Genomic DNA, 21,838 nt, shown 5'->3' with positions numbered 1-21,838 from the left:
TTGTGATAATGGTTACTCGTGCGAAGCTAAGTTGCGAGATGGTCTGAGTAACTCGGCTTATCCCGGTTCTACATTGGCGTAGGAAGTGGTGGCGATGACGGCACCCAGCAAGGTCCCAGCGACTCCTCATGTTGCGATCAACGCAGCTCGGGGCCGTAAGCAGCGGCGATTCCCGGTCTCTGACGGGGCGCCGGTCGAGGTCGTCGAAGACGGGCCGAGCGTTGCCGGCCGCGTGCTCGGGCTGGCCGCGATGGCCACCATCAAACCGTTCCTGACCGTCGGTAGCTACGCACCCAAGCTCCCGTGGCCGTGGGGATTGGTCGACTTCGCCGCGCGTGTCCTCAAACCCGCGCCCGGCACCGTGCGGGCGACGATCAAACTCCCGCACTGCACCGCGCAGCTCGTTCGCGCCGCCGGTGTGCTGCCGGCCGACGGAAACCGCACCGTCATCCTGTACCTGCACGGCGGGGCGTTCCTGACGTGTGGCGTGAACACCCACGGCCGCCTCGTCACCGCGCTGTCGAGGTGCGCCGACGCGCCCGCGCTGGTGGTGAACTACCGGATGATCCCCAAGCACTCCGTGGGCACGGCGCTCGACGACTGCTACGACGCCTACAAGTGGCTGCGCGAAACCGGTTATGAGCCCGAGCAGATCGTGCTGGCCGGCGATTCGGCCGGCGGCTACCTCGCGCTGGCGCTCGCCGAGAAGCTGCAGGCCGAAGGCATCAACGGTTACGTCGGGGAGACGCCGGCCGCTGTCGTGACGATGTCCCCGTTGTTCGAGATCGACAACGAGGCGCGCGCGGACCACCCGAACGTCCGCACCGACTCGATGTTCCCGCCCAAGGCTTTCCACGCTCTCGTCGAGCTCATCGAGGAGGCCGCGTCCCGCCGCATGGTCAACGGCGCGCCGGAGGAGGTCTACGAGCCGCTCGACCACATCGAACCCGGCCTGCCCCGCACGCTGATCCACGTGTCCGGCTCCGAGGTGCTGCTCAGTGACGCCCGTAAGGCCGCGCGTCTGCTCGCCGCATCGGGTGTTCCCGTCGAGGTCCGCATCTGGCCCGGCCAGATGCACGTCTTCCAGCTCGGGGCGCCGATGGTTCCGGAGGCGAGCCGCTCGATCAAGCAGATCGGCGAGTACATCCGAGAGGCCACCTGGTAGCTGCCCGCGGGGCCTGACACGATGGACCCATGCGGATCGCCCGGCACATCAGTGAGCTCATCGGCAACACCCCCCTGGTTCAACTGAACTCTGTCGTCCCCCCGGGCGCGGGCACGGTCGTCGCCAAGGTCGAGTACCTCAATCCCGGCGGCAGCTCCAAGGACCGCATCGCGATCAAGATGATCGACGCGGCCGAGGCCAGCGGCGAGCTGAAGCCCGGCGGCACCATCGTCGAGCCGACGTCCGGCAACACCGGCGTCGGCCTCGCCATCGTCGCCCAGCAGCGCGGGTACAAGTGCATCTTCGTCTGCCCCGACAAGGTCAGCGAGGACAAGCAGAACGTGCTGCGGGCCTACGGCGCGGAGGTCGTGGTGTGCCCGACGGCCGTCGCCCCCGACGATCCCGCCAGCTACTACTCCGTCTCCAACCGGCTCGTCTCGGAGATCGACGGCGCCTGGAAACCCGACCAGTACTCCAACCCGATGGGGCCGGAGAGCCACTACGAGACCACGGGCCCCGAGATCTGGGCCGACACCGACGGCAAGATCACCCACTTCGTCGCCGGCGTCGGCACCGGCGGCACGATCACCGGCGCCGGGCGCTACCTCAAAGAGGTCTCCGGTGGCCGCGTCAAGGTCATCGGCGCCGACCCCGAGGGGTCGGTCTATTCCGGCGGCACCGGACGTCCCTACCTGGTGGAAGGCGTCGGTGAGGACTTCTGGCCGTCGGCGTACGACCCGTCGGTGCCCGACGAGATCATCGCCGTCTCGGACGCCGACTCCTTCGACATGACGAGGCGGCTGGCACGCGAGGAGGCGCTGCTTGTTGGCGGTTCCTGCGGCATGGCGGCGGTCGCGGCGATCCGGGTCGCCGAGCGGGAAGGCCCCGACGCGCTGGTGGTGGTATTGCTGCCCGACGGCGGACGCGGCTACCTGTCGAAGATCTTCAACGACGGATGGATGTCGTCCTACGGGTTCCTGCGCACCAGGCTCGACGGATCGGTCCAGGAATCCACCGTCGGCGACGTCCTGCGCGGCAAGTCCGGCGCGCTGCCGGCACTGGTCCACACGCACCCGTCGGAGACGGTCCGCGACGCGATCGGCATCCTGCGCGAATACGGCGTCTCCCAGATGCCGGTGGTGGGTGCCGAACCGCCGGTGATGGCCGGTGAGGTCGCCGGCAGCGTGTCCGAGCGCGATCTGGTGTCCGCGGTCTTCGAGGGCCGGGCCAAGCTCGCCGACGCGGTCGCCCAGCACATGAGCCCGCCGCTGCCGCTGATCGGCGCGGGCGAACTCGTCAGCGCGGCGGCCAAGACGCTGCGCGAATGCGACGCGGTGATGGTGGTCGAGGAGGGCAAACCGGCAGGCGTGCTCACCCGCCACGACCTGCTCGGATATCTGTCCGACTCCTCGCCGGGCCACTGACCGCCCGTGCGGTCATTATGCCGCGAAAGCCCAGTTCGGGGTCCCGCCTCGGATAAGGTGGGCTCGCTCGTCTCCCGGTTCGGTGCGACCGAAGGGCGTCGGTCGTCGACCGGTCCCTGCCGACACGCCGACATCGCCGTCGAGGGAGACACCCAGCGTCCGGCCATTGCAGACAAGATAATGGCGGCAGTCGTACCGCTGTGACCGCGATCGAGATCAGGAGATATCGATGACTGAGAATCCACCCCCCGGCGGCTATCCGCCTCCGCCGCAGGGCGGCTACCCGCCTCCGCCGCCGTCCGAGGGCGGCTACCCGCCCCCGCCGCCGTCCGAGTGCGGCTACCCGCCCCCGCCGCCTGCGGGGGGATATCAGCAGCCCCCGCCCGGCGGTGCCTACCCGCCGCCCCCGGGGCCCGGCGGTTACCCGCCTCCTCCGGGCCAGGGAGGCTACCCGCCGCCTCCCGGCGGATACGGCATGCCGCCGGCCGGATTCGGCGGTGGCTACCCGCCGCCGGGGCAGGGCTACCCGCCCGTCGGCGGTCCACCGTCGCTGGACATCGGCGCCGCGTTCAGCTGGTCGTTCAACAAGTTCAGCAAGAACGCGGTACCGCTGATCGTCCCGACCCTTGTCTACGCCCTCGTCATCGGTGTGCTCGGCGCGGTCATCTTCGGTCTCGCGAGCCTGTTCCCGGCGGACTACACGTCCTACTCGGGAGCGGACGGCGCCGGCATGTCGCTGGACATGGGGCCGGCCGCGACGATCATCCTGTTCCTCGGTCTCATCATGCTTTTCGTTGTGGGAGGGGCGATCTCGGCCGCCTACATGGCCGGTGTGCTCGACATCGCCAACGGCCAGCAGGTCGAGTTCGGATCGTTCTTCAAACCGCGCAACATCGGGGCGGTGGTCATCGCGTCGCTGATCGTCGGCATCGCGACGTCGATCGGTTACGTGCTGTGCATCGTGCCGGGCCTGATCGTGTCGATCTTCGCGTTGTTCACCACGGTCTTCATCGTCGACCGCAACCTGTCGGCGATCGACGGCATCAAGGCGAGTATCGCCGTCGCCAAAGCCAATTTCCTGCAGGTGTTCCTCACCTGGCTGATCTTCAACGTGCTGATCTCGGTCGGGTCGTTCGTCTGCTACATCGGCCTGATCGTGACGGTGCCCCTGGCGGTGCTCTACATGGTCTACGCGTACCGCACGTTGACCGGCGGGTACGTCGCTCCTGCCACCCCGTAGAGGTTCAGCATCACCGATGTCGGCGTGCCCGGGCCCCCGGGCACGCCGACATTGCGTTGGACGAGAGGAACTTTCGTGAGGACGGCGGCACGGAATCCGCACACGTCCTGGACGAGGAGGGTCGCGGCGGGGATTCTCGACGCGGTCCCGGTGATGCTCGGGTGGGGGATCTGGGAGTCGGTGGCGATCGGCGCCGCCTCGACCGAATGCGTGACCTACGACAACGGCGGCGTCGCGTGCACCGCGATCGGGTCGCCGGCCGGCGATGTCGTCGGTGTGCTGATGGTGTTCCTGACCGTCGCGTACCTCTGCTGGAACCTCGGTCTCCGGCAGGGACGTCGCGGCGCCAGTATCGGCAAATCGGTCATGGGCTTCCGGATGGTCGACGAGAAGACCTGGCAGGCAGTCGGATTCGGCAGATCCATGCTGCGGCTGCTCGTGCATGTCGTCGACGCCGTGCCGTTGGGCATCGGGTTCCTGTTCCCGTTGTGGGACCGCCGCCGCCAGACCCTGGCCGACAAGCTGATGGGCACCGTCTGCGTACCGGTGCAGGGGACGGTCCTGGGCACCCGGCGGTGAACCGGCAGGGTTAGCCTGGCGGTTATGGGTGAGCAGCGCAGTAACGCAGACCGGTACCGGGCTTACGGACCCGCGACCAAGGCCATTCATGCCGGTTACCGGCCCGATCCGGCCACCGGTGTGGTCAATCCGCCGATCTATGCGAGCTCCACGTTCGCCCAGGACGGTGTCGGCGGGCTGCGCGGCGGGTTCGAGTACGCCCGCACCGGGAACCCGACCCGGTCCGTCCTGGAGTCGGCGCTGGCCGCGATGGAGGGCGCCTCCTATGGGCGTGCGTTCTCCTCAGGGATGGCCGCCACCGATTGCGTGCTGCGTGCGGTGCTGCGGCCGGGCGATCACATCGTGATCCCCGACGACGCCTACGGCGGCACGTTCCGGCTGATCGACAAGGTCTTCAGCCTGTGGGGTATCAGCTACACCGCCGTCGCGCTGTCGGATCTCGACCGGGTGCGCGCCGCGATCACCGACCGCACGCGACTCGTCTGGATCGAGACCCCGACCAACCCGCTGCTGTCGATCGCCGACATCGCGGCGATCTCGGCGCTGGGCGCCGAGAAGGACGTGAAAGTGTTGGTGGACAACACCTTCGCCTCGCCGGCACTTCAGCAGCCGCTCGCGCTGGGGGCCGATATCGTGCTGCACTCGACGACGAAGTACATCGGCGGACACTCCGATGTGGTCGGGGGAGCGGTGCTGACCAACGACGAGGCACTCGACGACGCGTTCGCGTTCCTGCAGAACGGCGCCGGTGCCGTGCCGGGACCGTTCGACGCGTACCTGACGATCCGCGGGCTCAAGACGCTGCCGTTGCGGATGCAGCGGCACAGCGAAAACGCCACTGCCGTCGCGGAGTTCCTCGACGGACACCCCGCGGTCGACACCGTGCTGTACCCGGGGCTGCCGTCGCATCCGGGGCACGAGGTCGCGGCGCGGCAGATGAGCGGTTTCGGCGGGATGATCTCGGTGCGGCTCGCCGGCGGACCGCAGGCCGCACGCGACTTCTGTGCGCGCACAGAGATTTTCATTCTCGCCGAGTCGTTGGGCGGCGTGGAGTCGCTGATCGAGTATCCGGGTGCGATGACGCACGCCTCCACGGCGGGTTCGCAACTGGAGGTGCCCGACGACCTGGTGCGGCTGTCGGTCGGGATCGAGGACGTGGCCGATCTCGTCGGCGACGTGGAACAGGCGCTCGGCTAGGTCAATTGCGCGAGTGCCTGGCGCACCGTCGCCGCGGTGACCGCCAGGTTCACCTCGGGCAGTGCCGACGGCGACTCGTCCACCCAACTGCCGCCGGCGATCTCACCGGCGCGGGCATGGACCCAGCGCCAGCCGCGGTCGTTGAGGCTCAGCAGTGCGCCGAGCCCGTCGACGGCGTGCAGCACGGTGATGACGGCCGCCGTCGCCGGCGCCGGCGACGCGCCCTCGAACAGCGCCGACGTCAGAGCTTGCCGCGCAGGGCCGACTCGGCCGCGACCGGTGAGCGGATACGAGACGGTCTTGCCGAACCGCCGCGTCGACTCGACGGTGCGACGGATCTGACCGGTCTGCTCCAGGTGGGCGATCAGACGCTCCTCGGTGTGTCTGCCGAGCTTCTTGATCGCCGTGCCGGGTCGCAGCGGCCTGCTCTGCAGCATCGCCAGCGCAGGCGCCGCGACGGGGTCGACAGGGCCCTCGGTGTCGAGGGCCACCAGCCTGCCGGCCGGCGCCCGTTCACCGTCGACGGCCGGACGGACACGGCAGTCGAGGGCGAGATCGAGCAACGACGCGGCGGCCAGCACGTGGCCGCGGCGCGCACCGTCGAGCGCGGGCTGGGCCGACGCGTTGTCCAGCAGCAGCAGAAACAGGTCCTCTGCGATCTGGGCCATGGGCCGAGACTAACCCGCTCTCACCGGGCGGCTCGCATCAGCCGTGCCAGGGCTCCGCGCTGACCAGGGTGACCTTGACGGTGTTTCCGCTGGGCACGGTGTAGGAGCGGGACTCGCCGACCTTCGCGTCGATCAGGGCGCCGCCGAGCGGGGAGTTCGGGGAGTAGACCTCGAGCTTGCCGTCGTTGACGCCCTGCTCGCGGGTCCCGATCAGGAAGGTCTCGGTGTCGTTCTCGTCGTCGTCGTAGTAGACCTTCACGACGGATCCGGGCAGCGCGATTCCGGACTGCTTGGGTGCCTCGCCGACCTTGGCGTCGTTGAGCAGCTCCTGCAGCTGCCGGATGCGGGCCTCTTCCTGTCCCTGCTGCTCACGGGCGGCGTGGTAGCCACCGTTCTCCCGCAGATCGCCCTCTTCGCGGCGGTCGTTGATCTCGGCGGCGATGACTGGACGGTTGGCGATCAGCTGGTCGAGCTCCGCCTTGAGCCGGTCGTAGGCCTCTTCGGTGAGCCAGGTGACCTGGGTGTCAGTCATGTCGCGCTCCTGTCGTTGTTGCTTCGCGCTGTGTCGCATTGTCGCGATCTCGCCACGGGCCGGGGTCACAAACGGTGTACCGCCGCAGTCGAGCGTCGTTGCTGAGCTCCAAAATGCAGCAATACACGGCCCCAGCAGGAACCGTGTATCGATCGAGCATAGCACCGGGGGTCCACCCGGATCTCACGATTTCGCAGGCGAATCGTCGCCCGGCGTTTGCCCGTCAGCCGGTGACCAGATAGTCCGGCACGTCGATCCCGCAACCGTAGATGTCGCCGATCACCGCGGGCCTGCTCGACTTCACAGTGGTCCTGACCTGCACCGTCGTCTCGGACGAGGGTGGCACGAGCAGTTCGCGGCGCCCCGTCTCGTCGCCGTCTCTGCTGCGCGCGCGCACGATGCAGACCGCGGGCCGGGACGGGTCATCGCGGGTGACGCTGATGGTCACGTCGACGGTGTGGGGGTCGACGAGCTCGTAGCCGGCCATCTCGCCCTTGACGTCACTGGAGCCGAATCGGCTGAAGGCCACGGCGGCGACGGCGACACCGATGACCACCACGAGTGCGGTCAGGCCGGCGGCGATCCATCGCCGGGTGCGCCGGGACATCGTCTGCCTGCCGTAGCGGGCGGTGGGACGCTCGATCATCTCGTTTTGCATGCCCGTCGGTCGGATGGGTCTACTAGACCTGGAACTATAGGGCCCGTCGCGTGGTTGAACTGATGCGTGAGTGCCCCAGCATCGAAACTATCGAGAAGGACCAGGTTGAGCGAACTCCGCTTGATGGCCGTGCACGCGCACCCGGATGACGAGTCCAGCAAGGGTGCCGCGGCGATGGCGCGCTACGTCGACGAGGGCGTTCGGGTGATGGTCGTGACCCTGACCGGCGGCGAGCGCGGCGACATCCTCAACCCGGCGATGGACCTGCCCGAGGTGCACGGACGTATCCACGAGATCAGGATCGACGAGATGGCGCGGGCCGCGGAGATCCTCGGTGTCGAACACCACTGGCTCGGGTTCGTCGACTCCGGGTTGCCCGAGGGCGACCCGCTGCCGCCACTGCCGGAGGGCTGCTTCGCGCTGGAGCCGCTCGAGGTGCCCACCGAGGCGCTGGTCAAGGTGATCCGCGACTTCAGGCCCCACGTCATGACCACCTATGACGAGAACGGCGGCTATCCGCACCCCGACCACATCAAGTGCCATCAGGTGTCGGTCGCCGCGTACGAGGCGGCCGCCGACCATCTGCTCTACCCGGACGCCGGTGAGCCGTGGAGTGTGTCCAAGCTCTACTACAACCACGGCTTCCTCCGGCAGCGGATGCAGGTCCTGCAGGATGAGTTCGCCAAGCACGGCGAAGAGGGCCCGTTCGCGAAGTGGCTGGAGAAGTGGGATCCCGACGACGACGTCCTCGACAAGAGGGTGACGACGCGGATCGAGTGCGCGAAGTACTTCGGGAAGCGGGACGACGCACTCCTCGCCCATGCGACACAGATCGACCCGAACAGTTTCTTTTTCACCACTCCGATGGAGTGGCAACAGCGGCTCTGGCCGACGGAGGAGTTCGAACTGGCGCGGTCCAGGGTGCCGGTGGTGCTGCCCGAGACCGACCTGTTCGCCGGGATCGAGGATTTGGGTGACTGATCGTGAATGACGTCGTACTGCTCGGCATGGACCTGATGGCAGGTGTGCTCGCCCAGGACGAACCCCGGCAGACGGGTCCGGACTTCGGCAAGGCCAGCCCGGTCGGGCTGATCGTGCTGCTCCTGCTGCTGGTCGCGGTCTTCTTCCTGGTGTGGTCGATGAACAGGCACCTGCGCAGACTGCCGAAGTCCTTCGACAAGGACGACGCCGCCGACGGCGGTGTCGATCCTGGCGGCGAGACGTCCACCGAGAGCCCGGCCGACGGGACGAAACGTGAGTTCTCCGGCTGACGGTCCGGGCAACCTGCTCGCGGACGCGACCAGTCCGTATCTGAGGCAGCACGCCGACAACCCGGTGCACTGGCGGCAGTGGGGCGCCGACGCGCTCGCCGAAGCCGCGGCCCGCGACGTGCCGATCCTTCTGTCGATCGGCTACGCGGCCTGCCACTGGTGCCATGTGATGGCCCACGAGTCGTTCTCCGACGACGAGGTGGCCGCCGCCGCGAACCGGGACTTCGTCTGCATCAAGGTCGACCGTGAGGAGCGCCCCGACCTGGACGCGGTCTACATGAGTGCCACCGTCGCGCTCACCGGGCAGGGCGGTTGGCCGATGACCTGCTTCCTGACCCCGGACGGGCGGCCGTTCTTCTGCGGCACCTACTACCCGAAGGTGAGTTTCCTGCAACTGCTGGCCGCGGTCAGCGAGACGTGGCGGACGCGCCGCGACGAGGTGGAACAGACCTCCGACCATATCGCCACCGAATTGCGTTCGATGGCAACGGGTTTGCCGCGCGGGAGCCGGACCGTGGACTCCGCGGTGTGCGACGACGCGGTGGCGGCGGTGTTGCGCGACGAGGACGTCGCGCGCGGCGGCTTCTCGAACTCCCCGTCGGGTGCGCCGAAGTTCCCGCCGTCCGCTCTTCTGGAGGCGTTGCTGCGCCACCACGAACGCACCGCATCGCCGGAAGCGCTCGCGACGGTGGAACGTACGTGCACGGCGATGGCGCGCGGCGGCATCTACGATCAGCTGGCCGGTGGCTTCGCCCGCTACAGCGTCGACTCTTCCTGGGTGGTACCGCATTTCGAGAAGATGCTGTACGACAACGCGCAGTTGTTGCGCGTCTACGCGCACTGGGCACGGCGCACCGCAGACCCGTCGGCCCGCCGCATCGCCGACGAGACGGCGCGGTTCCTGCTCGACGACCTGCGCCGCGACGCGCTGTTCGTCTCGTCGCTGGACGCCGACACCGAGGGCGTCGAGGGGCTGACCTACGTGTGGACACCCGACCAGCTCCGCCGGGTTCTCGGTGAGGACGACGGACGCTGGGCGGCAGCGGTTTTCGAAGTCACCTCCGACGGGACGTTCGAGGACGGGCAGTCGGTGCTGCAACTGCTGCGCGACCCCGACGACCCCGAACGCTTCGAACGTGTCCGGATCGCGTTGCGCGCCGAGCGGCGCGCCAGGCCGCAGCCCGCGCGTGACGACAAGGTGATCGCGGCCTGGAATGGTCTGGCGATCACCGCGCTCGCCGAAGCCGCGTTTGCCCTGGGCCGACCCGAATACTTCAGTGCGGCAGTCGATTGCGCACAGGCGCTGCTCGATCTGCATATCGTCGACGGACGGCTTCGGCGCTCCAGTCTCGGCGGGGTGGTCGGTGACGGCGCCGCGATCCTCGAAGACCATACGGCACTGGCGACCGCTTTGCTGACGCTGCACCAGGGGACGGGGGAGCGCCGGTGGCTGGACGCGGCCACGCGGTTGCTGGACCTCGCCCTGGACCATTTCGCCGATCCGGACGAGCCGGGCCGCTGGTACGACGTCGCCGACGACGCCGAGCGGCTGGTGGTGCGCCCGTCGGATCCGATGGACGGTGCCACGCCGTCGGGGGCCTCCCTGGTCGCCGAAGCTCTGCAAGTGGCAGCACATCTGGCCGATGACGGGGCGGATCGTTACGCCGCGGCGGCCGACGCCGCGCTGTCGAGTGCGGCGGTGCTGCTGGAGCGCGCGCCGCGGTCGGCCGGGCACTGGCTCGCTGTCGCGGAGGCAGCGGTGCGCGGCCCGATCCAGATCGCGGTGGCGTGCGAGGGGCCCGACTCCGCGCTGCTCGCCGCGGCCCGCGCTCTGGCGCCGGGTGGCGCGGTGGTGATCGGCGGGGTGACGGATTCCTCTGCGCTGCTCCGGGACCGGCCCCGTGTGCGGGGTGCCGACGCCGCCTATGTGTGCCGCGGTCGCGCGTGCGACCTGCCGGTGACCACGGCGGGGGAACTCGCTGCCGCACTGGGGTGTTCCGTGTAGCGTGGCCGCTCATGAGCTTCGAGCCCGACGTCCTGCAAGGTTTCGTCCAGCGTTATCTCGACACCGTCGTCAGCGGCAACGCCGAAGAGGTGGCCGCGCTCTACGCCGAGGACGCCACGCTGGAAGATCCGGTCGGCGGCGGCGAGGTGCACATCGGCCGCCAGGCCATTGCCGGCTTCTACAACAACATCTCGGGCGCCGAGGTGAAGACCGAGCTGCTGAGCTTCCGCGCCGGTGGCACCGAGGCCGCGTTCCTCTTCGCGATCACCGTGGGCGGCGCGATGCGCATCGAGCCCATCGAGGTGATGACCTTCAACGCCGACGGCCAGATCACGTCGATGAAGGCCTACTGGGGTCCGCAGGACATCACCCAGCTCTCCTGACCCCTTCGCCGCGAGCGTGCGTGTCCGCGGCGGACACGCCGCACGCATCACGGACTTTCCGCACGCTCGCGGCGCGCGGGTGCGACGCGGGCGCGGGCGCGACGCGGGCACGCGGGCGCGCGGGTGCAGCGCGGTACGCGCCCGCGCCAGAGGTCGGCACACCGTGTCCGCACACCCACGCCGGCTCCGCGCGTCGCGAGCGTGCGCAAAGTGCCCGACGAGCGTGCGCAAAGTAGGTGTTTTTCCCGGCGCGTCGGCCGCGGACACGCACGCTCGCGAGAAAGAAGAGGGTCAGAAAACGGCGAACCACATCGCGATGTAGTGGCAGATCGCCGCGACGGCAGTGCACGCGTGGAAGAACTCGTGATGGCCGAAGGTCGTGGGCCACGGGTTGGGCCACTTCAGCGCGTAGAGCACACCGCCGATGCTGTACAGCGCGCCGCCGACGATCAGCAGCACCACTGCCGCGACGCCCGCGCCGTGCATGATCGGCCCGATGAACCACACCGCCACCCAGCCCAGCAGGATGTAGAGCGGCACCCCGAGCCAGCGCGGCGACGACGGCCACAGCATTTTCAGTGCGACCCCGGCCAGCGCCCCGCCCCACACGATCCACAGCAGCACCATGCCGTCGTTCTCCGGCAGCGCCAGCAGTGCGAACGGGGTGTAGCTGCCCGCGATGAACAGGAAGATCATCGAGTGGTCGGCGCGCTTCATCCACTTGCGCGCGGTGGCCGACGTCCAGTTCACCCGGTGGTAGGTGCCGCTGACGGCGAACATCGCGACGATCGTCAGTGTGTAGATCAGCGTGGCGATGCCCGAGCGGGTCGACTGCGCCGACCATGACACCGCGACCAGAGCCGAGCCGCAGATCACCGCGATGACGGCCGAATAGACGTGGATCCACCCACGGAGACGTGGCTTTCCGAAGAACTGGGCGACGCCCTCGGCGACGGCCTCGGGGAGATCCTCGGGACCCTGCGAACGGTCTGCGCTGTACCACGGTTCGAGAGAAGTCGGCATTTCACCTCCGCTGAGTGGCATTGGGGCTCCTCCGCGTCACAGTAGTCTGGACCATCGTGGACCTCATTCCGCGGCGTCTCAAAGAGCCGATGTACCGGCTGTACGAGATGCGTCTGCGTCAGGGTCTGTCCGTCAAGCGGTCGGAGCTTCCCCGGCATATTGCCGTTCTGTGCGACGGCAACCGTCGCTGGGCCCGTGAGACCGGTCACGACGACGTCGCCTACGGCTACCGCGTCGGCGCCGGCAAGATCGCCGAGATGCTGCGGTGGTGCCGGGAGGCCGGCATCGAGATGGCCACGGTGTACCTGCTGTCCACCGAGAACCTGCAGCGCGAACCCGAAGAGCTGTCCTGCCTGATCGAGATCATCACCGAGGTGGTCGAGGAGATCTGCGCCCCCGCCAACCAGTGGAGTGTGCGCACGGTCGGCGATCTCGAGTTGATCGGCGAGGACCAGGCCCGCCGGCTGCGTGACGCGGTGTCCTCGACCGACGGCAACGGCGGAGCCTTCCATGTCAACGTCGCCGTCGGCTACGGCGGACGTCAGGAGATCGTCGACGCGGTCCGGGCGCTGCTGAGCAAGGAGCTGGCCAACGGGGCCACCGGTGATCAGCTCGTCGAGGCCGTCACCGCCGAGGCGATCTCGGAGAACCTCTACACCTCCGGCCAGCCCGATCCCGACCTCGTGATCCGCACCTCCGGTGAGCAACGACTCTCGGGATTCCTGTTGTGGCAGAGCGCATATTCGGAGATGTGGTTCACCGAGGCGTACTGGCCGGAGTTCCGCCGCGTGGACTTCCTGCGTGCGCTGCGCGACTACAGCGCCCGGCACCGACGCTACGGGCGGTAAGGAACGCCGGCCATGGTTGCGCTCTCCGCGGTGGTCTTCGCACTGAGCTGGTGGTTGGGGCTGTATCTGCTCGCGCGTGACCCGCGCAAACCCATGCTGGTGCTCGCCGCGATCGGCCTGACCGGATTCTCACTGGTGGTCGCGCTGGACGCGGTCCGGGTGGTCAGCGGGTCCGAGGTGCTCAGCCGCATCGAGATCTATCTCGTCGCGGTCCCGGGTATCGCGTGGTTCGCCGTCCTGCTCGAGATGAGCAGGCCGCGCGACACGTGGCGTGGTCGCGCAGGGCCGGCCGGGCTGGTGGCCGCCGCGGCCGGCGTCGCCGTCGTGGGCGCCGCGATGGCCGGCGGGGTCGAGGGGCCGCTGCGGCTCGGGCACTGGGTGCTGTTCGCGGCGGTGTCGGTGCCGGCGGTCGGAGCGATGATCCACGCGGTGGTGCGGCACTCGCAGCCCCGCCCGGTCGTCGGGTTCATCGTGATCGCGACCCTGTTCTTCGCACTCGGCAACGCGATCCTGGTCATTCCGCTCGGGTTGGTGCCCAGCTGGCTCGCGCTCGCGTCGACCGGATTCGACGTGGCCCTGCTCGGTGTCGCCGTCGCGATCGGCGACGCGTTCGACGAGGGTCAGGCGCTGCGCAGGGACATGCTGCGTTCCTTCGTCGGCACGGCCGTCGTCGCGGTGCTGTTCGGCGGGCAGGTGCTCGTCGGGCTCGCGGTATCGGGGCCGGGCACGACGCTGACGGTGCTGTTGTTCAGCAGCCTGGCCGTCGCGATCGCGATCACTGTGCTCGCCGATCCGCTGGCCGGCGTGCTCGACCGGCTGGCGTTCTCCCGTGCGCCGGATCTGCGTGCCGACCGGGCCGCGCTGCGCAGCACGGAGGCGGCGCTGCCGCTGCGGTCGGCCAGTCCGCTGGACGACATGGACGAAGACACCTTCGTGCGTGTCACCCGGCGGGCGCTCGGGCATTTCGGTGACCTGTCCAAGCTGGTGGCCAGCCCGTTGACCGCCCTGCCCGCGATCGACGAACGCCTCGCGCGCCGGGGTGCACCGGATCAGCCGCTGGAACGGGCCAACGAACTGCGCGCGCTGCTGGCCGAGCGCATCGCCAACCTGAAACCGCGCGACGGCAACGACTTCGGCACCACCGAGCAGTGGCGCCACTACAACTCGCTGTACTTCCCGTACGTCGTCGGAGTGCGGGCTTACGCGCAGAACGCGACGGCCGCGGGCCTGGACCCGGCCGCGCGGCAGGCCTGGCAGTGGTTCGTCACCGAGGTGCCGCAGCGCTCACTGCACAACTGGCAGAACGCGGCAGCCCGCGTCATCGCCACCGACCTGCGAAGCGACCTCGTCCCGACGCGCTGACCTGCGCTTGGCAGTAGCTGGCAGCGTCGGGTGCAGACCTGGCAGTGGGTACGGCCGACGCTGGAGGCAGTCCTCGGGCACTGATCCCGGGGCGACCGGTCCGGAGTCGGCGCTGCGGACGCGAGGAGCAATCCAACCGTGCGGAGGTCTGGCGTCGACTCCGGTACCGGGACCTGACCTCACCACCGAAAGGAATACTCATGACCACGACCACTGTTCCCGGCGCCGACACCAGGAGCGGACTGCTGCGCTTCGCGATGCGCCTCGACGCGGTGCTCGTCGGCATCACCGGCATCCCCTTCGTCGCGGCCGCCGGATGGCTGTCGTCGCTGACGGGTATCCCGGTCGCCGTCGAATACGCGCTCGGGGTCTTCTTCCTGGCCTACGGCGTGGTCGTCTACTGGCTCGCCGGGCTGGACGACGTCCGGCCGGGCGCGCTCGCGACCATCGCGATGAACGCACTGTTCACCATCGGCTTCGTCGGCGCGGAGGTGGCCGGCGTCTGGCCGCTGACCGGGTGGGGCATCGGCGTGCTGCTCGGCGGCGGGTTGTACACCGCGGTGATCGGCGCCGTGCAGTACGTGGGCCTGCGGCGGCTCCGCTAGAGCTTGCGCAGGCGTAGCCGGTTGATCGAGTGATCGGAGTCCTTGCGCAGCACCAGCGTCGCCCGCGGCCGTGTCGGCAGGATGTTCTCGATCAGGTTGGGCCGGTTGATCGAATGCCAGATGTCGCGGGCGGCGAACACCGCCTGCTCGTCGGTCAGCGTCGAGTAGTGGTGGAAGTGCGAAGCAGGATCGGCGAACGCGCCCTCGCGCATCTTCAGAAACCGTGAGATGTACCAGTTCTCGATGTCCTCGATGCGGGCGTCGACGTAGACGGAGAAGTCGAACAGGTCCGACACCATCAGCGCCGGACCCGTCTGCAGCACGTTGAGTCCTTCGAGGATCAGGATGTCGGGATGTTCGATGATCTGCTTCTCACCGGGCACGATGTCGTAGAGCAGATGTGAATACACCGGCGCGCACGCCACATCCGAGCCCGACTTCACCGTCGTGACGAAGCACATCAGGCCCCGACGATCGTAGCTCTCCGGGAAACCCTTGCGGTGCATCAGGTTTCGTCGGGAAAGCTCGGAGTTCGAGTACAGGAAGCCGTCGGTGGTCACCAGGTCCACCCGGGGATGGTGCTCCCAACGCGCCAGCAGCGCCTGCAGCACACGGGCGGTGGTCGACTTGCCCACCGCGACACTGCCCGCGACGCCGATCACGAACGGCACCGGCCGGTCCGGATTCTGTTGTGGCTCACCCAGGAAGTCGGCGGTCGTGGCGAACAGTGCCTGACGCGCGGCCACCTGGAGATGGATGAGCCTCGCCAGGGGGAGGTACACCTCCTCGACCTCCAGGAGGTCGATCTTCTCGCCGATACCGCGCAGCCGGACCAGCTCGTCCTCGGTCAGCTTCAACGGTGTCGACATGCGAAGTGCCCGCCACTGAGCTCGGTCGAACTCCACGTAGGGGCTGGGTTCGCTCAGCCGCGCCATGGGGTCAGTCTTGCAGTTAGGTTATGAAGGCATGGACGTAGGTATCGATTCCGGGGCTCCCGCATCCGTCGTGACCGAGTACCTGTTGCTCGGTCTGCGCTTCGACAGGATCGAGGACGGCTACGTCGATTCGTTCACCGGCGACCCCGAGCTCAAGCGCGCCGTCGACAACGAGCCGCAGCCGGACCCGGCCGACCTGGCCCGTCAGGCCGAGCACCTGATGAGCGAGCTGCCCGCCGGACTGGACGAGCCGCGTGCCGCATTCATCGGATCCCACCTGCGTGCCCTGGCGTGCGCCGGCCGCAAGTTCGCCGGTCAGGACGTCGGGTTCGTCGACGAGGTCGAGGCGTACTTCGACGTCCGCATCAGTCGGGGCGATCCCGAGCGCTACCGCGAGGCGCACGCCAAGCTCGACGACGCGCTCGGCGGCTCCGGGCCGCTGGCCGAACGGATCCAGGCCTACCGCGCCTCCGAGGAGATCGCGCCCGAGCGCCTGGAGGAGGCCATCCACGCGTTCTCCAGCGCCCTGCGCGACCGGGTGCGGGCCACGTTCCCGTTGCCGGCCCGCGAGACGATCACCTACGAGGTCGTCACCGACAAACCGTGGTCCGGGTTCAACTACTACAAGGGCGACTACCAGTCGACGGTCGCGGTGAACGCCGATCTCAAGCAGCAGATGTCGAACCTGCCGCGGCTGGTCGCCCACGAGGCCTATCCCGGACACCACACCGAGCACTGCCGCAAGGAACAAGGCCTCGTGGAGGGCAAGGGGCAGGCCGAGCAGACGATTTTCCTGGTCAACACCCCGCAGTGCCTGATGGCCGAGGGGCTCGCGGACCTGGCGCTCTATGCCGCCGTAGGACCCGAGTGGGGGAGCTGGGCGTCCGAGATCTACGCCGACCTCGGTCTGCGGTTCGACGGCGAACGGGCAGCGCAGATCTCCGAGGCCACCGCGGCGCTGGCCGACGTGCGGCAGGATGCCGCTCTCATGCTGCACGACGAGCACCGCGACGTGAACGACGTCGTCGCGTTCCTCAAGCAGTGGCTGCTGGTCAACGACGAGCGGGCCCGGCAGATGCTGCGGTTCCTGTCTTCCCCGTTGTGGCGGGCGTACACCAGCACCTACGTCGAGGGATACCGGCTGTTGCGCGGCTGGCTCGATGCCCGCCCGGACGGCGTGACGCTGACCGAACGGTTCGGCACGCTGCTGGACGAGCCGCTGATCCCGTCGTCGCTGCGCACCGCCTAGCCCGATAGGCTTTCCGGCATGACTTCCGTGTCTGCCTCAGGTCAGGGCGCCGAGTACGCCGCCACCGCGAGTGAGGCCTACCAGGCCGCGTTGCGGGTCATCGAGACCGTCGAACCCCGCATCGCCGAGGCGACTCGCAAAGAGCTTGCCGATCAACGGGATTCGCTGAAGCTGATTGCCAGCGAGAATTACGCGTCGCCGGCCGTGCTGCTGACCATGGGCACGTGGTTCTCCGACAAGTACGCCGAGGGCACCGTCGGGCACCGGTTCTACGCCGCGTGCCAGAACGTCGACACCGTCGAGGCACTCGCCGCGGAGCACGCCCGTGAGCTGTTCGGTGCGCCGTATGCGTACGCCCAGCCGCACTCCGGCATCGACGCCAACCTCGTCGCCTACTGGGCGATCCTGGCCACCCGGGTCGAGGCTCCGGGCCTGGCCGAGATGGGCGCCAAGCACATCAACGACCTGTCCGAGGCGGACTGGGAGAAGCTGCGCGCCAAGCTCGGCAACCAGCGTCTGCTCGGCATGTCGCTGGACACCGGCGGGCACCTCACGCACGGTTTCCGGCCCAACATCTCCGGCAAGATGTTCCATCAGCGCCAGTACGGGACGGACCCGACGACCGGGTTCATCGACTACGACGCCGTCGCCGCGTCGGCCCGGGAGTTCAAGCCGCTGGTGCTGGTCGCCGGCTATTCGGCCTACCCGCGCCGGGTGAACTTCGCGAAGATGCGCGAGATCGCCGACGAGGTCGGCGCGACGCTGATGGTCGACATGGCCCACTTCGCGGGCCTGGTGGCGGGCAAGGTCTTCACCGGCGACGAGGATCCGGTGCCGCACGCCCACGTGGTGACGACGACGACGCACAAGTCGCTGCGCGGTCCGCGCGGCGGTCTGGTGCTCGCCACCGAGGAGTTCGCCCCGGCCGTCGACAAGGGTTGCCCGATGGTCCTGGGCGGCCCGCTCTCGCACGTGATGGCGGCCAAGGCCGTCGCGCTGGCCGAGGCGCGTCAGCCCGAATTCCGCACCTATGCCCAGGCGGTCGCCGACAACGCCCAGACGCTCGCCGACGGGTTCGTCAAGCGCGACGCCGGACTGGTCACCGGCGGCACCGACAACCACCTCGTGCTGCTGGACGTGACGTCGTTCGGTCTGACCGGCCGGCAGGCCGAGTCCGCGCTGCTGGACTCGGGCATCGTCACCAACCGCAACGCGATCCCGGCCGACCCCAACGGCGCCTGGTACACCAGCGGCATCCGGTTCGGTTCGCCGGCGTTGACCACACGCGGCTTCGGGGCCGACGAGTTCGACCGGGTCTCCGAGTTGGTCGTCGAGGTGCTGAGCAACACGCAGCCCGCGGCGGGCCCGAACGGGCCGTCGAAGGCGAAGTACACGATCGCCGACGGTGTCGCCGAGCGGGTGCACGCGGCGGCGTCCGAATTGCTGGAGGCCAACCCGCTGTACCCGGGCCTCACGCTGTAATCGCGCGAGGTTGCGTTCCGGCAGGACCTCACTCGCACGTGTCCTGAGGGAATGCAATTTCGGCGGGTGTGTCGCGGGCCGAGAATTTTACGATTCCCACAGAATTGGGTTACTGTAACCGCATGGCACAGAAACCTGTCGCTAATGCTCTGACCCTCGAACTCGAGCCCGTCGTGCTGCAGGAGCTCCGGCGTCATCTCGACACCGAGGACCTCTGGTTCGCCCACGATTACGTGCCGTTCGACCAGGGTGAGAACTTCGCATTCCTCGGCGGTCGTGACTGGGAGCCGTCGGACGTGACGCTGCCCAAGCCCGTCACCGACGCGCTGGAGATCCTGCTCATCACGAAGGACAACCTGGCCGGGTACCACCGTGAGCTCGTCGAGCACTTCATCCTCGAGGACAAGTGGGGCCGCTGGATGGGCCGCTGGACCGCCGAGGAGCATCTGCACGCCGTCGCGCTGCGCAACTACCTCGTCGTGACCCGCGAGATCGACCCGTCCGCCAACGAGGACGTGCGCGTCGAGCACGTGATGAAGGGCTACCGCGCCGACACCTACAGCCAGATCGAGACCCTGGCGTTCATGGCGATGTGGGAACGCGCCCACGCCGTCTTCTGCCGCAACCTCGAAGCGCAGATCGACGAGCCCGTGCTGAAGGCACTCGTCGGGCGCATCGCGCGCGACGAGGAACGCCACGAGCAGTTCTTCGCCAACCTGGTGAGCCACTGTCTGGGCTACTCCCGTGAGGAGACCGTCGAGGCCATCGCGCGCCGCGCCGGCGAGCTCGGCGTCGTCGGCGGGGACATCGACGCCTACCAGGACAAGGTCGCCGTCGTCGCCGAGGCGGGCATCTTCGATCAGGACCACCTGCGCACGGTGATCGTCGACCGCATCACCGCGTGGGGACTCGCCGAGGAGCCGGCGCTCCAGCAGTTCATCAGCTCTTAACGCACGCGACTTTCGGACACGGCGCGCCTGCGAGGCGGCACCACTGCACCGGGAGTAGCGTCGATTCCGATGGCTAGCGACATGCTCTGCTGTCCGGGCGGTCCAGATTCGGAAGGGCCGGCCCCGGTCCTGAGACCGCGTGTGTGTCCACCGAGTAGTTCGTGTGGGGTCGCATGAACACGCGCAGCCTCGAGGAGCGCTACGTGACTGATTCGATCACCCGGACCTATGTGCTCGACACTTCGGTGTTGCTGTCCGATCCCTGGGCCATCACCCGGTTCGCCGAACACGAGGTGGTCGTCCCGCTGGTCGTCATCAGCGAACTGGAGGCCAAACGCCACCACCATGAGCTGGGCTGGTTCGCCAGGCAATCTCTGCGCCTCTTCGACGATCTGCGTCTGGAGCACGGACGCCTCGACGAACCGATTCCCGTTGGGACAGAAGGCGGCACGCTGCATGTCGAGCTCAACCACAGTGATCCGTCGGTGCTTCCCGCGGGCTTCCGCAACGACAGCAACGACGCGCGCATCCTGACCGTCGCGGCGAACCTCGCCGCGGAGGGCAAACAGGTCACGCTGGTCAGCAAGGACATTCCGCTGCGCGTCAAGGCGGGTGCGGTGGGTCTGCTCGCCGACGAGTACCGCGCCCAGGACGTCGTCACCTCGGGGTGGACCGGAATGGCCGAGGTCGAGGTGCCCAGCGAGGACATCGACACGCTGTTCGCCGACGGCGAGGTCGACCTCGAGGGGGCCCGCGATCTCCCCTGCCACACGGGAGTTCGGTTGTTGGGCAGCACCTCTCATGCGCTCGGCCGGGTGAACGCCGACAAGAGGGTGCAGCTGGTCCGAGGTGACCGCGAAGTGTTCGGCCTCCGGGGAAGGTCCGCCGAACAACGCGTCGCACTCGATCTGCTGCTCGACGAGTCGGTGGGCATCGTGTCCCTCGGCGGCAAGGCCGGTACCGGTAAGTCCGCGCTCGCATTGTGCGCAGGCCTGGAGGCGGTGCTGGAGCGTCGCACCCAGCGCAAGGTCGTGGTCTTCCGTCCGCTCTACGCCGTCGGCGGCCAGGACCTGGGGTACCTGCCGGGCAGCGAGAGCGAGAAGATGGGGCCGTGGGCGCAGGCGGTCTTCGACACCCTCGAAGGTCTGGCCAGCCCGGCGGTCCTTGAGGAAGTGCTGTCCCGCGGGATGCTCGAAGTGCTTCCGCTGACCCACATCCGGGGCCGGTCGCTGCACGACTCGTTCGTGATCGTCGACGAGGCGCAGTCGCTGGAGCGCAACGTGCTGCTCACCGTGCTGTCGCGACTGGGTGCCGGATCCCGGGTGGTGCTGACCCACGATGTCGCGCAACGGGACAACCTGCGCGTCGGCCGGCACGACGGTGTCGCCGCGGTGATCGAGAAGCTCAAGGGGCATCCGCTGTTCGCCCACATCACGCTGCTGCGCAGCGAGCGTTCGCCGATCGCGGCACTGGTCACCGAGATGCTGGAGGAGATCAGCCCCGGCGCGCTCCCGTGACAAGTGAATCCGGCGCGCTTGACGACGCTCACCGTCGTCAAGCGCGCCCGATTCGCCGGCTGGGGGCGGTGGTGCTGGGGGTGATGGCCGTGTTCACCGCGGCACCGACGGCGGCGGCCGGCCCCGTCGACTGTGCGGCGGTGCCCTGCGTGGCGCTGACGTTCGACGACGGGCCCGGCCCGCACACCGACCGGCTGCTGGACGTCCTGCGTGCCCACGGCGCGAAAGCCACGTTCTTCGTGATCGGGGAGAAGGTGGCCGCCGACCCGGCGGCGACGCGGCGGATCACCGACGCCGGCATGCAGGTCGGCAACCACACCTGGCAGCACCTCGACATGACCACGCTCGCGCCGCCCGACGTCGCGGCCCAGTTCGCCAGGGCGACCGAGGCCATCGACTCTGCCACCGGGCAGCGGACACCGTTGGCGCGCACCGGGTTCGGCGCGATCGACGACAGCGTGCTGGCCGAGGCGGGGCGGCAGGGTCTGACCGCGGTCAACTGGGACGTCAACCCGCGCGACTGGCACCACGACGCCGACCCGGACGGCATCCGGGACGCGGTGCTGACGCAGGTGCGGCCGGGGGCGGTGGTCCTGCTGCACGACACCGTTGCCGCGACGGTGGACGCGATGGCCGACGTCGTCCCCGCGCTGCGGGCGCGCGGATATCACCTCGTGACGGTGTCGCAACTACTCGGGCCGCTGACGCCGGGCAGCCTCTACGGCAGCCGCGAGCGGGCCTGAGC

At 68.7% G+C, this 21,838-nt stretch carries 22 protein-coding genes; 17 read left to right on the top strand and 5 right to left on the bottom strand.

What is annotated here, in order from left to right; genetic code table 11:
* Window positions 1-94 precede the first annotated feature (94 nt).
* From DYE23_RS21775 to DYE23_RS21755, 5 genes are all read left to right on the top strand, one after another.
* Complete coding sequence (locus tag DYE23_RS21775; RefSeq protein WP_115329067.1) at window positions 95-1,165, top strand: alpha/beta hydrolase; 1,071 nt, start codon at window positions 95-97, stop codon at window positions 1,163-1,165.
* A gap of 29 nt (window positions 1,166-1,194) precedes the next feature.
* Window positions 1,195-2,589 (top strand): cystathionine beta-synthase, encoded by a 1,395-nt coding sequence (locus DYE23_RS21770; RefSeq protein ID WP_011892932.1) that lies wholly within the window; start codon window positions 1,195-1,197, stop codon window positions 2,587-2,589.
* Window positions 2,590-2,818: 229 nt separating this feature from the next.
* Entirely contained in the window at window positions 2,819-3,829 is a 1,011-nt protein-coding gene (locus DYE23_RS21765; protein ID WP_115328141.1) for a DUF2189 domain-containing protein, read from the top strand.
* A 75-nt stretch (window positions 3,830-3,904) separates the two neighbouring features.
* On the top strand, window positions 3,905-4,408 hold the full coding sequence (locus tag DYE23_RS21760; protein ID WP_115328140.1) for an Rv1078 family RDD domain-containing protein: 504 nt from the start codon (window positions 3,905-3,907) through the stop codon (window positions 4,406-4,408).
* 24 nt (window positions 4,409-4,432) lie between these two features.
* Window positions 4,433-5,605, top strand: coding sequence for a cystathionine gamma-synthase (locus DYE23_RS21755; protein ID WP_115328139.1), 1,173 nt, complete (start codon window positions 4,433-4,435; stop codon window positions 5,603-5,605).
* Here DYE23_RS21755 and DYE23_RS21750 read toward each other — a convergent pair.
* From DYE23_RS21750 to DYE23_RS21740, 3 genes are all read right to left on the bottom strand, one after another.
* Window positions 5,602-6,273 (bottom strand): GOLPH3/VPS74 family protein, encoded by a 672-nt coding sequence (locus tag DYE23_RS21750; RefSeq protein ID WP_011892936.1) that lies wholly within the window; start codon window positions 6,271-6,273, stop codon window positions 5,602-5,604. The genes DYE23_RS21755 and DYE23_RS21750 overlap by 4 nt on opposite strands.
* Window positions 6,274-6,310: 37 nt before the next feature.
* On the bottom strand, window positions 6,311-6,805 hold the full coding sequence (gene greA / locus DYE23_RS21745) for a transcription elongation factor GreA (protein WP_011892937.1): 495 nt from the start codon (window positions 6,803-6,805) through the stop codon (window positions 6,311-6,313).
* A gap of 223 nt (window positions 6,806-7,028) precedes the next feature.
* The gene (locus DYE23_RS21740; protein ID WP_041788448.1) at window positions 7,029-7,451 is read right to left on the bottom strand and encodes a DUF4307 domain-containing protein; all 423 of its coding nucleotides are present in this window, start codon (window positions 7,449-7,451) and stop codon (window positions 7,029-7,031) included.
* 117 nt (window positions 7,452-7,568) lie between these two features.
* On the opposite strand from DYE23_RS21740, the gene mca reads away from it, so the two are divergent.
* The 4 genes from mca to DYE23_RS21720 are packed head-to-tail and all read left to right on the top strand — an operon-like array spanning window position 7,569 to window position 11,122.
* A complete protein-coding gene (mca, locus tag DYE23_RS21735) occupies window positions 7,569-8,444 on the top strand; it encodes a mycothiol conjugate amidase Mca (protein WP_011892939.1) in 876 nt (291 codons plus the stop codon).
* A gap of 2 nt (window positions 8,445-8,446) precedes the next feature.
* A complete protein-coding gene (locus tag DYE23_RS21730) occupies window positions 8,447-8,734 on the top strand; it encodes a hypothetical protein (protein WP_115328138.1) in 288 nt (95 codons plus the stop codon).
* On the top strand, window positions 8,718-10,739 hold the full coding sequence (locus DYE23_RS21725; RefSeq protein WP_115328137.1) for a thioredoxin domain-containing protein: 2,022 nt from the start codon (window positions 8,718-8,720) through the stop codon (window positions 10,737-10,739). Before DYE23_RS21730 ends, DYE23_RS21725 begins: the two co-directional genes overlap by 17 nt.
* A gap of 11 nt (window positions 10,740-10,750) precedes the next feature.
* Window positions 10,751-11,122 carry a nuclear transport factor 2 family protein gene (locus DYE23_RS21720; RefSeq protein ID WP_115328136.1) on the top strand — a complete coding sequence of 124 codons (372 nt, stop codon included), beginning with the start codon at window positions 10,751-10,753 and terminating at the stop codon, window positions 11,120-11,122.
* A 291-nt stretch (window positions 11,123-11,413) separates the two neighbouring features.
* Here the strand turns inward: DYE23_RS21720 and trhA are convergent, their stop codons facing one another.
* Window positions 11,414-12,145, bottom strand: coding sequence for a PAQR family membrane homeostasis protein TrhA (gene trhA, locus DYE23_RS21715; RefSeq protein ID WP_013471039.1), 732 nt, complete (start codon window positions 12,143-12,145; stop codon window positions 11,414-11,416).
* A gap of 56 nt (window positions 12,146-12,201) precedes the next feature.
* On the opposite strand from trhA, the gene DYE23_RS21710 reads away from it, so the two are divergent.
* From DYE23_RS21710 to DYE23_RS21700, 3 genes are all read left to right on the top strand, one after another.
* Window positions 12,202-12,993 carry a (2Z,6E)-farnesyl diphosphate synthase gene (locus tag DYE23_RS21710; RefSeq protein WP_115328135.1) on the top strand — a complete coding sequence of 264 codons (792 nt, stop codon included), beginning with the start codon at window positions 12,202-12,204 and terminating at the stop codon, window positions 12,991-12,993.
* A gap of 12 nt (window positions 12,994-13,005) precedes the next feature.
* Window positions 13,006-14,355, top strand: coding sequence for a hypothetical protein (locus DYE23_RS21705; RefSeq protein ID WP_115328134.1), 1,350 nt, complete (start codon window positions 13,006-13,008; stop codon window positions 14,353-14,355).
* 200 nt (window positions 14,356-14,555) lie between these two features.
* The gene (locus DYE23_RS21700; protein ID WP_115328133.1) at window positions 14,556-14,960 is read left to right on the top strand and encodes a hypothetical protein; all 405 of its coding nucleotides are present in this window, start codon (window positions 14,556-14,558) and stop codon (window positions 14,958-14,960) included.
* Here the strand turns inward: DYE23_RS21700 and coaA are convergent.
* Window positions 14,957-15,895, bottom strand: coding sequence for a type I pantothenate kinase (gene coaA / locus DYE23_RS21695; protein ID WP_115328132.1), 939 nt, complete (start codon window positions 15,893-15,895; stop codon window positions 14,957-14,959). The genes DYE23_RS21700 and coaA overlap by 4 nt on opposite strands.
* Before the next feature lie 31 nt (window positions 15,896-15,926).
* Here coaA and DYE23_RS21690 point away from each other — a divergent pair, with 31 nt between their 5' ends.
* The 5 genes from DYE23_RS21690 (at window position 15,927) to DYE23_RS21670 (ending at window position 21,836) form a co-directional block, all read left to right on the top strand.
* Entirely contained in the window at window positions 15,927-17,144 is a 1,218-nt protein-coding gene (locus tag DYE23_RS21690; RefSeq protein WP_115328131.1) for a DUF885 domain-containing protein, read from the top strand.
* Window positions 17,145-17,162: 18 nt separating this feature from the next.
* Window positions 17,163-18,626 carry a glycine hydroxymethyltransferase gene (locus DYE23_RS21685; RefSeq protein ID WP_011892949.1) on the top strand — a complete coding sequence of 488 codons (1,464 nt, stop codon included), beginning with the start codon at window positions 17,163-17,165 and terminating at the stop codon, window positions 18,624-18,626.
* A 122-nt stretch (window positions 18,627-18,748) separates the two neighbouring features.
* Entirely contained in the window at window positions 18,749-19,576 is an 828-nt protein-coding gene (locus tag DYE23_RS21680) for an acyl-ACP desaturase (RefSeq protein WP_115328130.1), read from the top strand.
* Between the two features lie 173 nt (window positions 19,577-19,749).
* Window positions 19,750-21,093 (top strand): RNA 5'-3' helicase PhoH2, encoded by a 1,344-nt coding sequence (phoH2, locus tag DYE23_RS21675; RefSeq protein WP_011892951.1) that lies wholly within the window; start codon window positions 19,750-19,752, stop codon window positions 21,091-21,093.
* Window positions 21,090-21,836 (top strand): polysaccharide deacetylase family protein, encoded by a 747-nt coding sequence (locus tag DYE23_RS21670; protein WP_115328129.1) that lies wholly within the window; start codon window positions 21,090-21,092, stop codon window positions 21,834-21,836. Before phoH2 ends, DYE23_RS21670 begins: the two co-directional genes overlap by 4 nt.
* The last annotated feature ends 2 nt before the right edge of the window (window positions 21,837-21,838 follow it).

The organism is Mycolicibacterium gilvum (assembly GCF_900454025.1).
In the GTDB taxonomy this organism is placed as follows: Bacteria; Actinomycetota; Actinomycetes; order Mycobacteriales; family Mycobacteriaceae; genus Mycobacterium; species Mycobacterium gilvum.
Note: the sequence above shows the minus strand (reverse complement) of the source record. Positions and strands in the feature narration are given on the sequence as shown.

Excerpts from the sequence above, each read along its gene's own strand:
- DYE23_RS21755 (WP_115328139.1), top strand. The coding sequence starts at position 4,433 with ATGGGTGAGCAGCGCAGTAACGCAGACCGGTACCGGGCTTACGGACCC.
- DYE23_RS21685 (WP_011892949.1), top strand. The coding sequence starts at position 17,163 with ATGACTTCCGTGTCTGCCTCAGGTCAGGGCGCCGAGTACGCCGCCACC.
- trhA (WP_013471039.1), bottom strand. The coding sequence starts at position 12,145 with ATGCCGACTTCTCTCGAACCGTGGTACAGCGCAGACCGTTCGCAGGGT.
- DYE23_RS21770 (WP_011892932.1), top strand. The coding sequence starts at position 1,195 with ATGCGGATCGCCCGGCACATCAGTGAGCTCATCGGCAACACCCCCCTG.
- DYE23_RS21705 (WP_115328134.1), top strand. The coding sequence starts at position 13,006 with ATGGTTGCGCTCTCCGCGGTGGTCTTCGCACTGAGCTGGTGGTTGGGG.
- DYE23_RS21680 (WP_115328130.1), top strand. The coding sequence starts at position 18,749 with ATGGCACAGAAACCTGTCGCTAATGCTCTGACCCTCGAACTCGAGCCC.
- greA (WP_011892937.1), bottom strand. The coding sequence starts at position 6,805 with ATGACTGACACCCAGGTCACCTGGCTCACCGAAGAGGCCTACGACCGG.
- DYE23_RS21740 (WP_041788448.1), bottom strand. The coding sequence starts at position 7,451 with ATGATCGAGCGTCCCACCGCCCGCTACGGCAGGCAGACGATGTCCCGG.
- phoH2 (WP_011892951.1), top strand. The coding sequence starts at position 19,750 with ATGAACACGCGCAGCCTCGAGGAGCGCTACGTGACTGATTCGATCACC.
- DYE23_RS21775 (WP_115329067.1), top strand. The coding sequence starts at position 95 with ATGACGGCACCCAGCAAGGTCCCAGCGACTCCTCATGTTGCGATCAAC.
- coaA (WP_115328132.1), bottom strand. The coding sequence starts at position 15,895 with ATGGCGCGGCTGAGCGAACCCAGCCCCTACGTGGAGTTCGACCGAGCT.
- DYE23_RS21750 (WP_011892936.1), bottom strand. The coding sequence starts at position 6,273 with ATGGCCCAGATCGCAGAGGACCTGTTTCTGCTGCTGCTGGACAACGCG.
- DYE23_RS21720 (WP_115328136.1), top strand. The coding sequence starts at position 10,751 with ATGAGCTTCGAGCCCGACGTCCTGCAAGGTTTCGTCCAGCGTTATCTC.
- DYE23_RS21700 (WP_115328133.1), top strand. The coding sequence starts at position 14,556 with ATGACCACGACCACTGTTCCCGGCGCCGACACCAGGAGCGGACTGCTG.
- DYE23_RS21765 (WP_115328141.1), top strand. The coding sequence starts at position 2,819 with ATGACTGAGAATCCACCCCCCGGCGGCTATCCGCCTCCGCCGCAGGGC.
- DYE23_RS21690 (WP_115328131.1), top strand. The coding sequence starts at position 15,927 with ATGGACGTAGGTATCGATTCCGGGGCTCCCGCATCCGTCGTGACCGAG.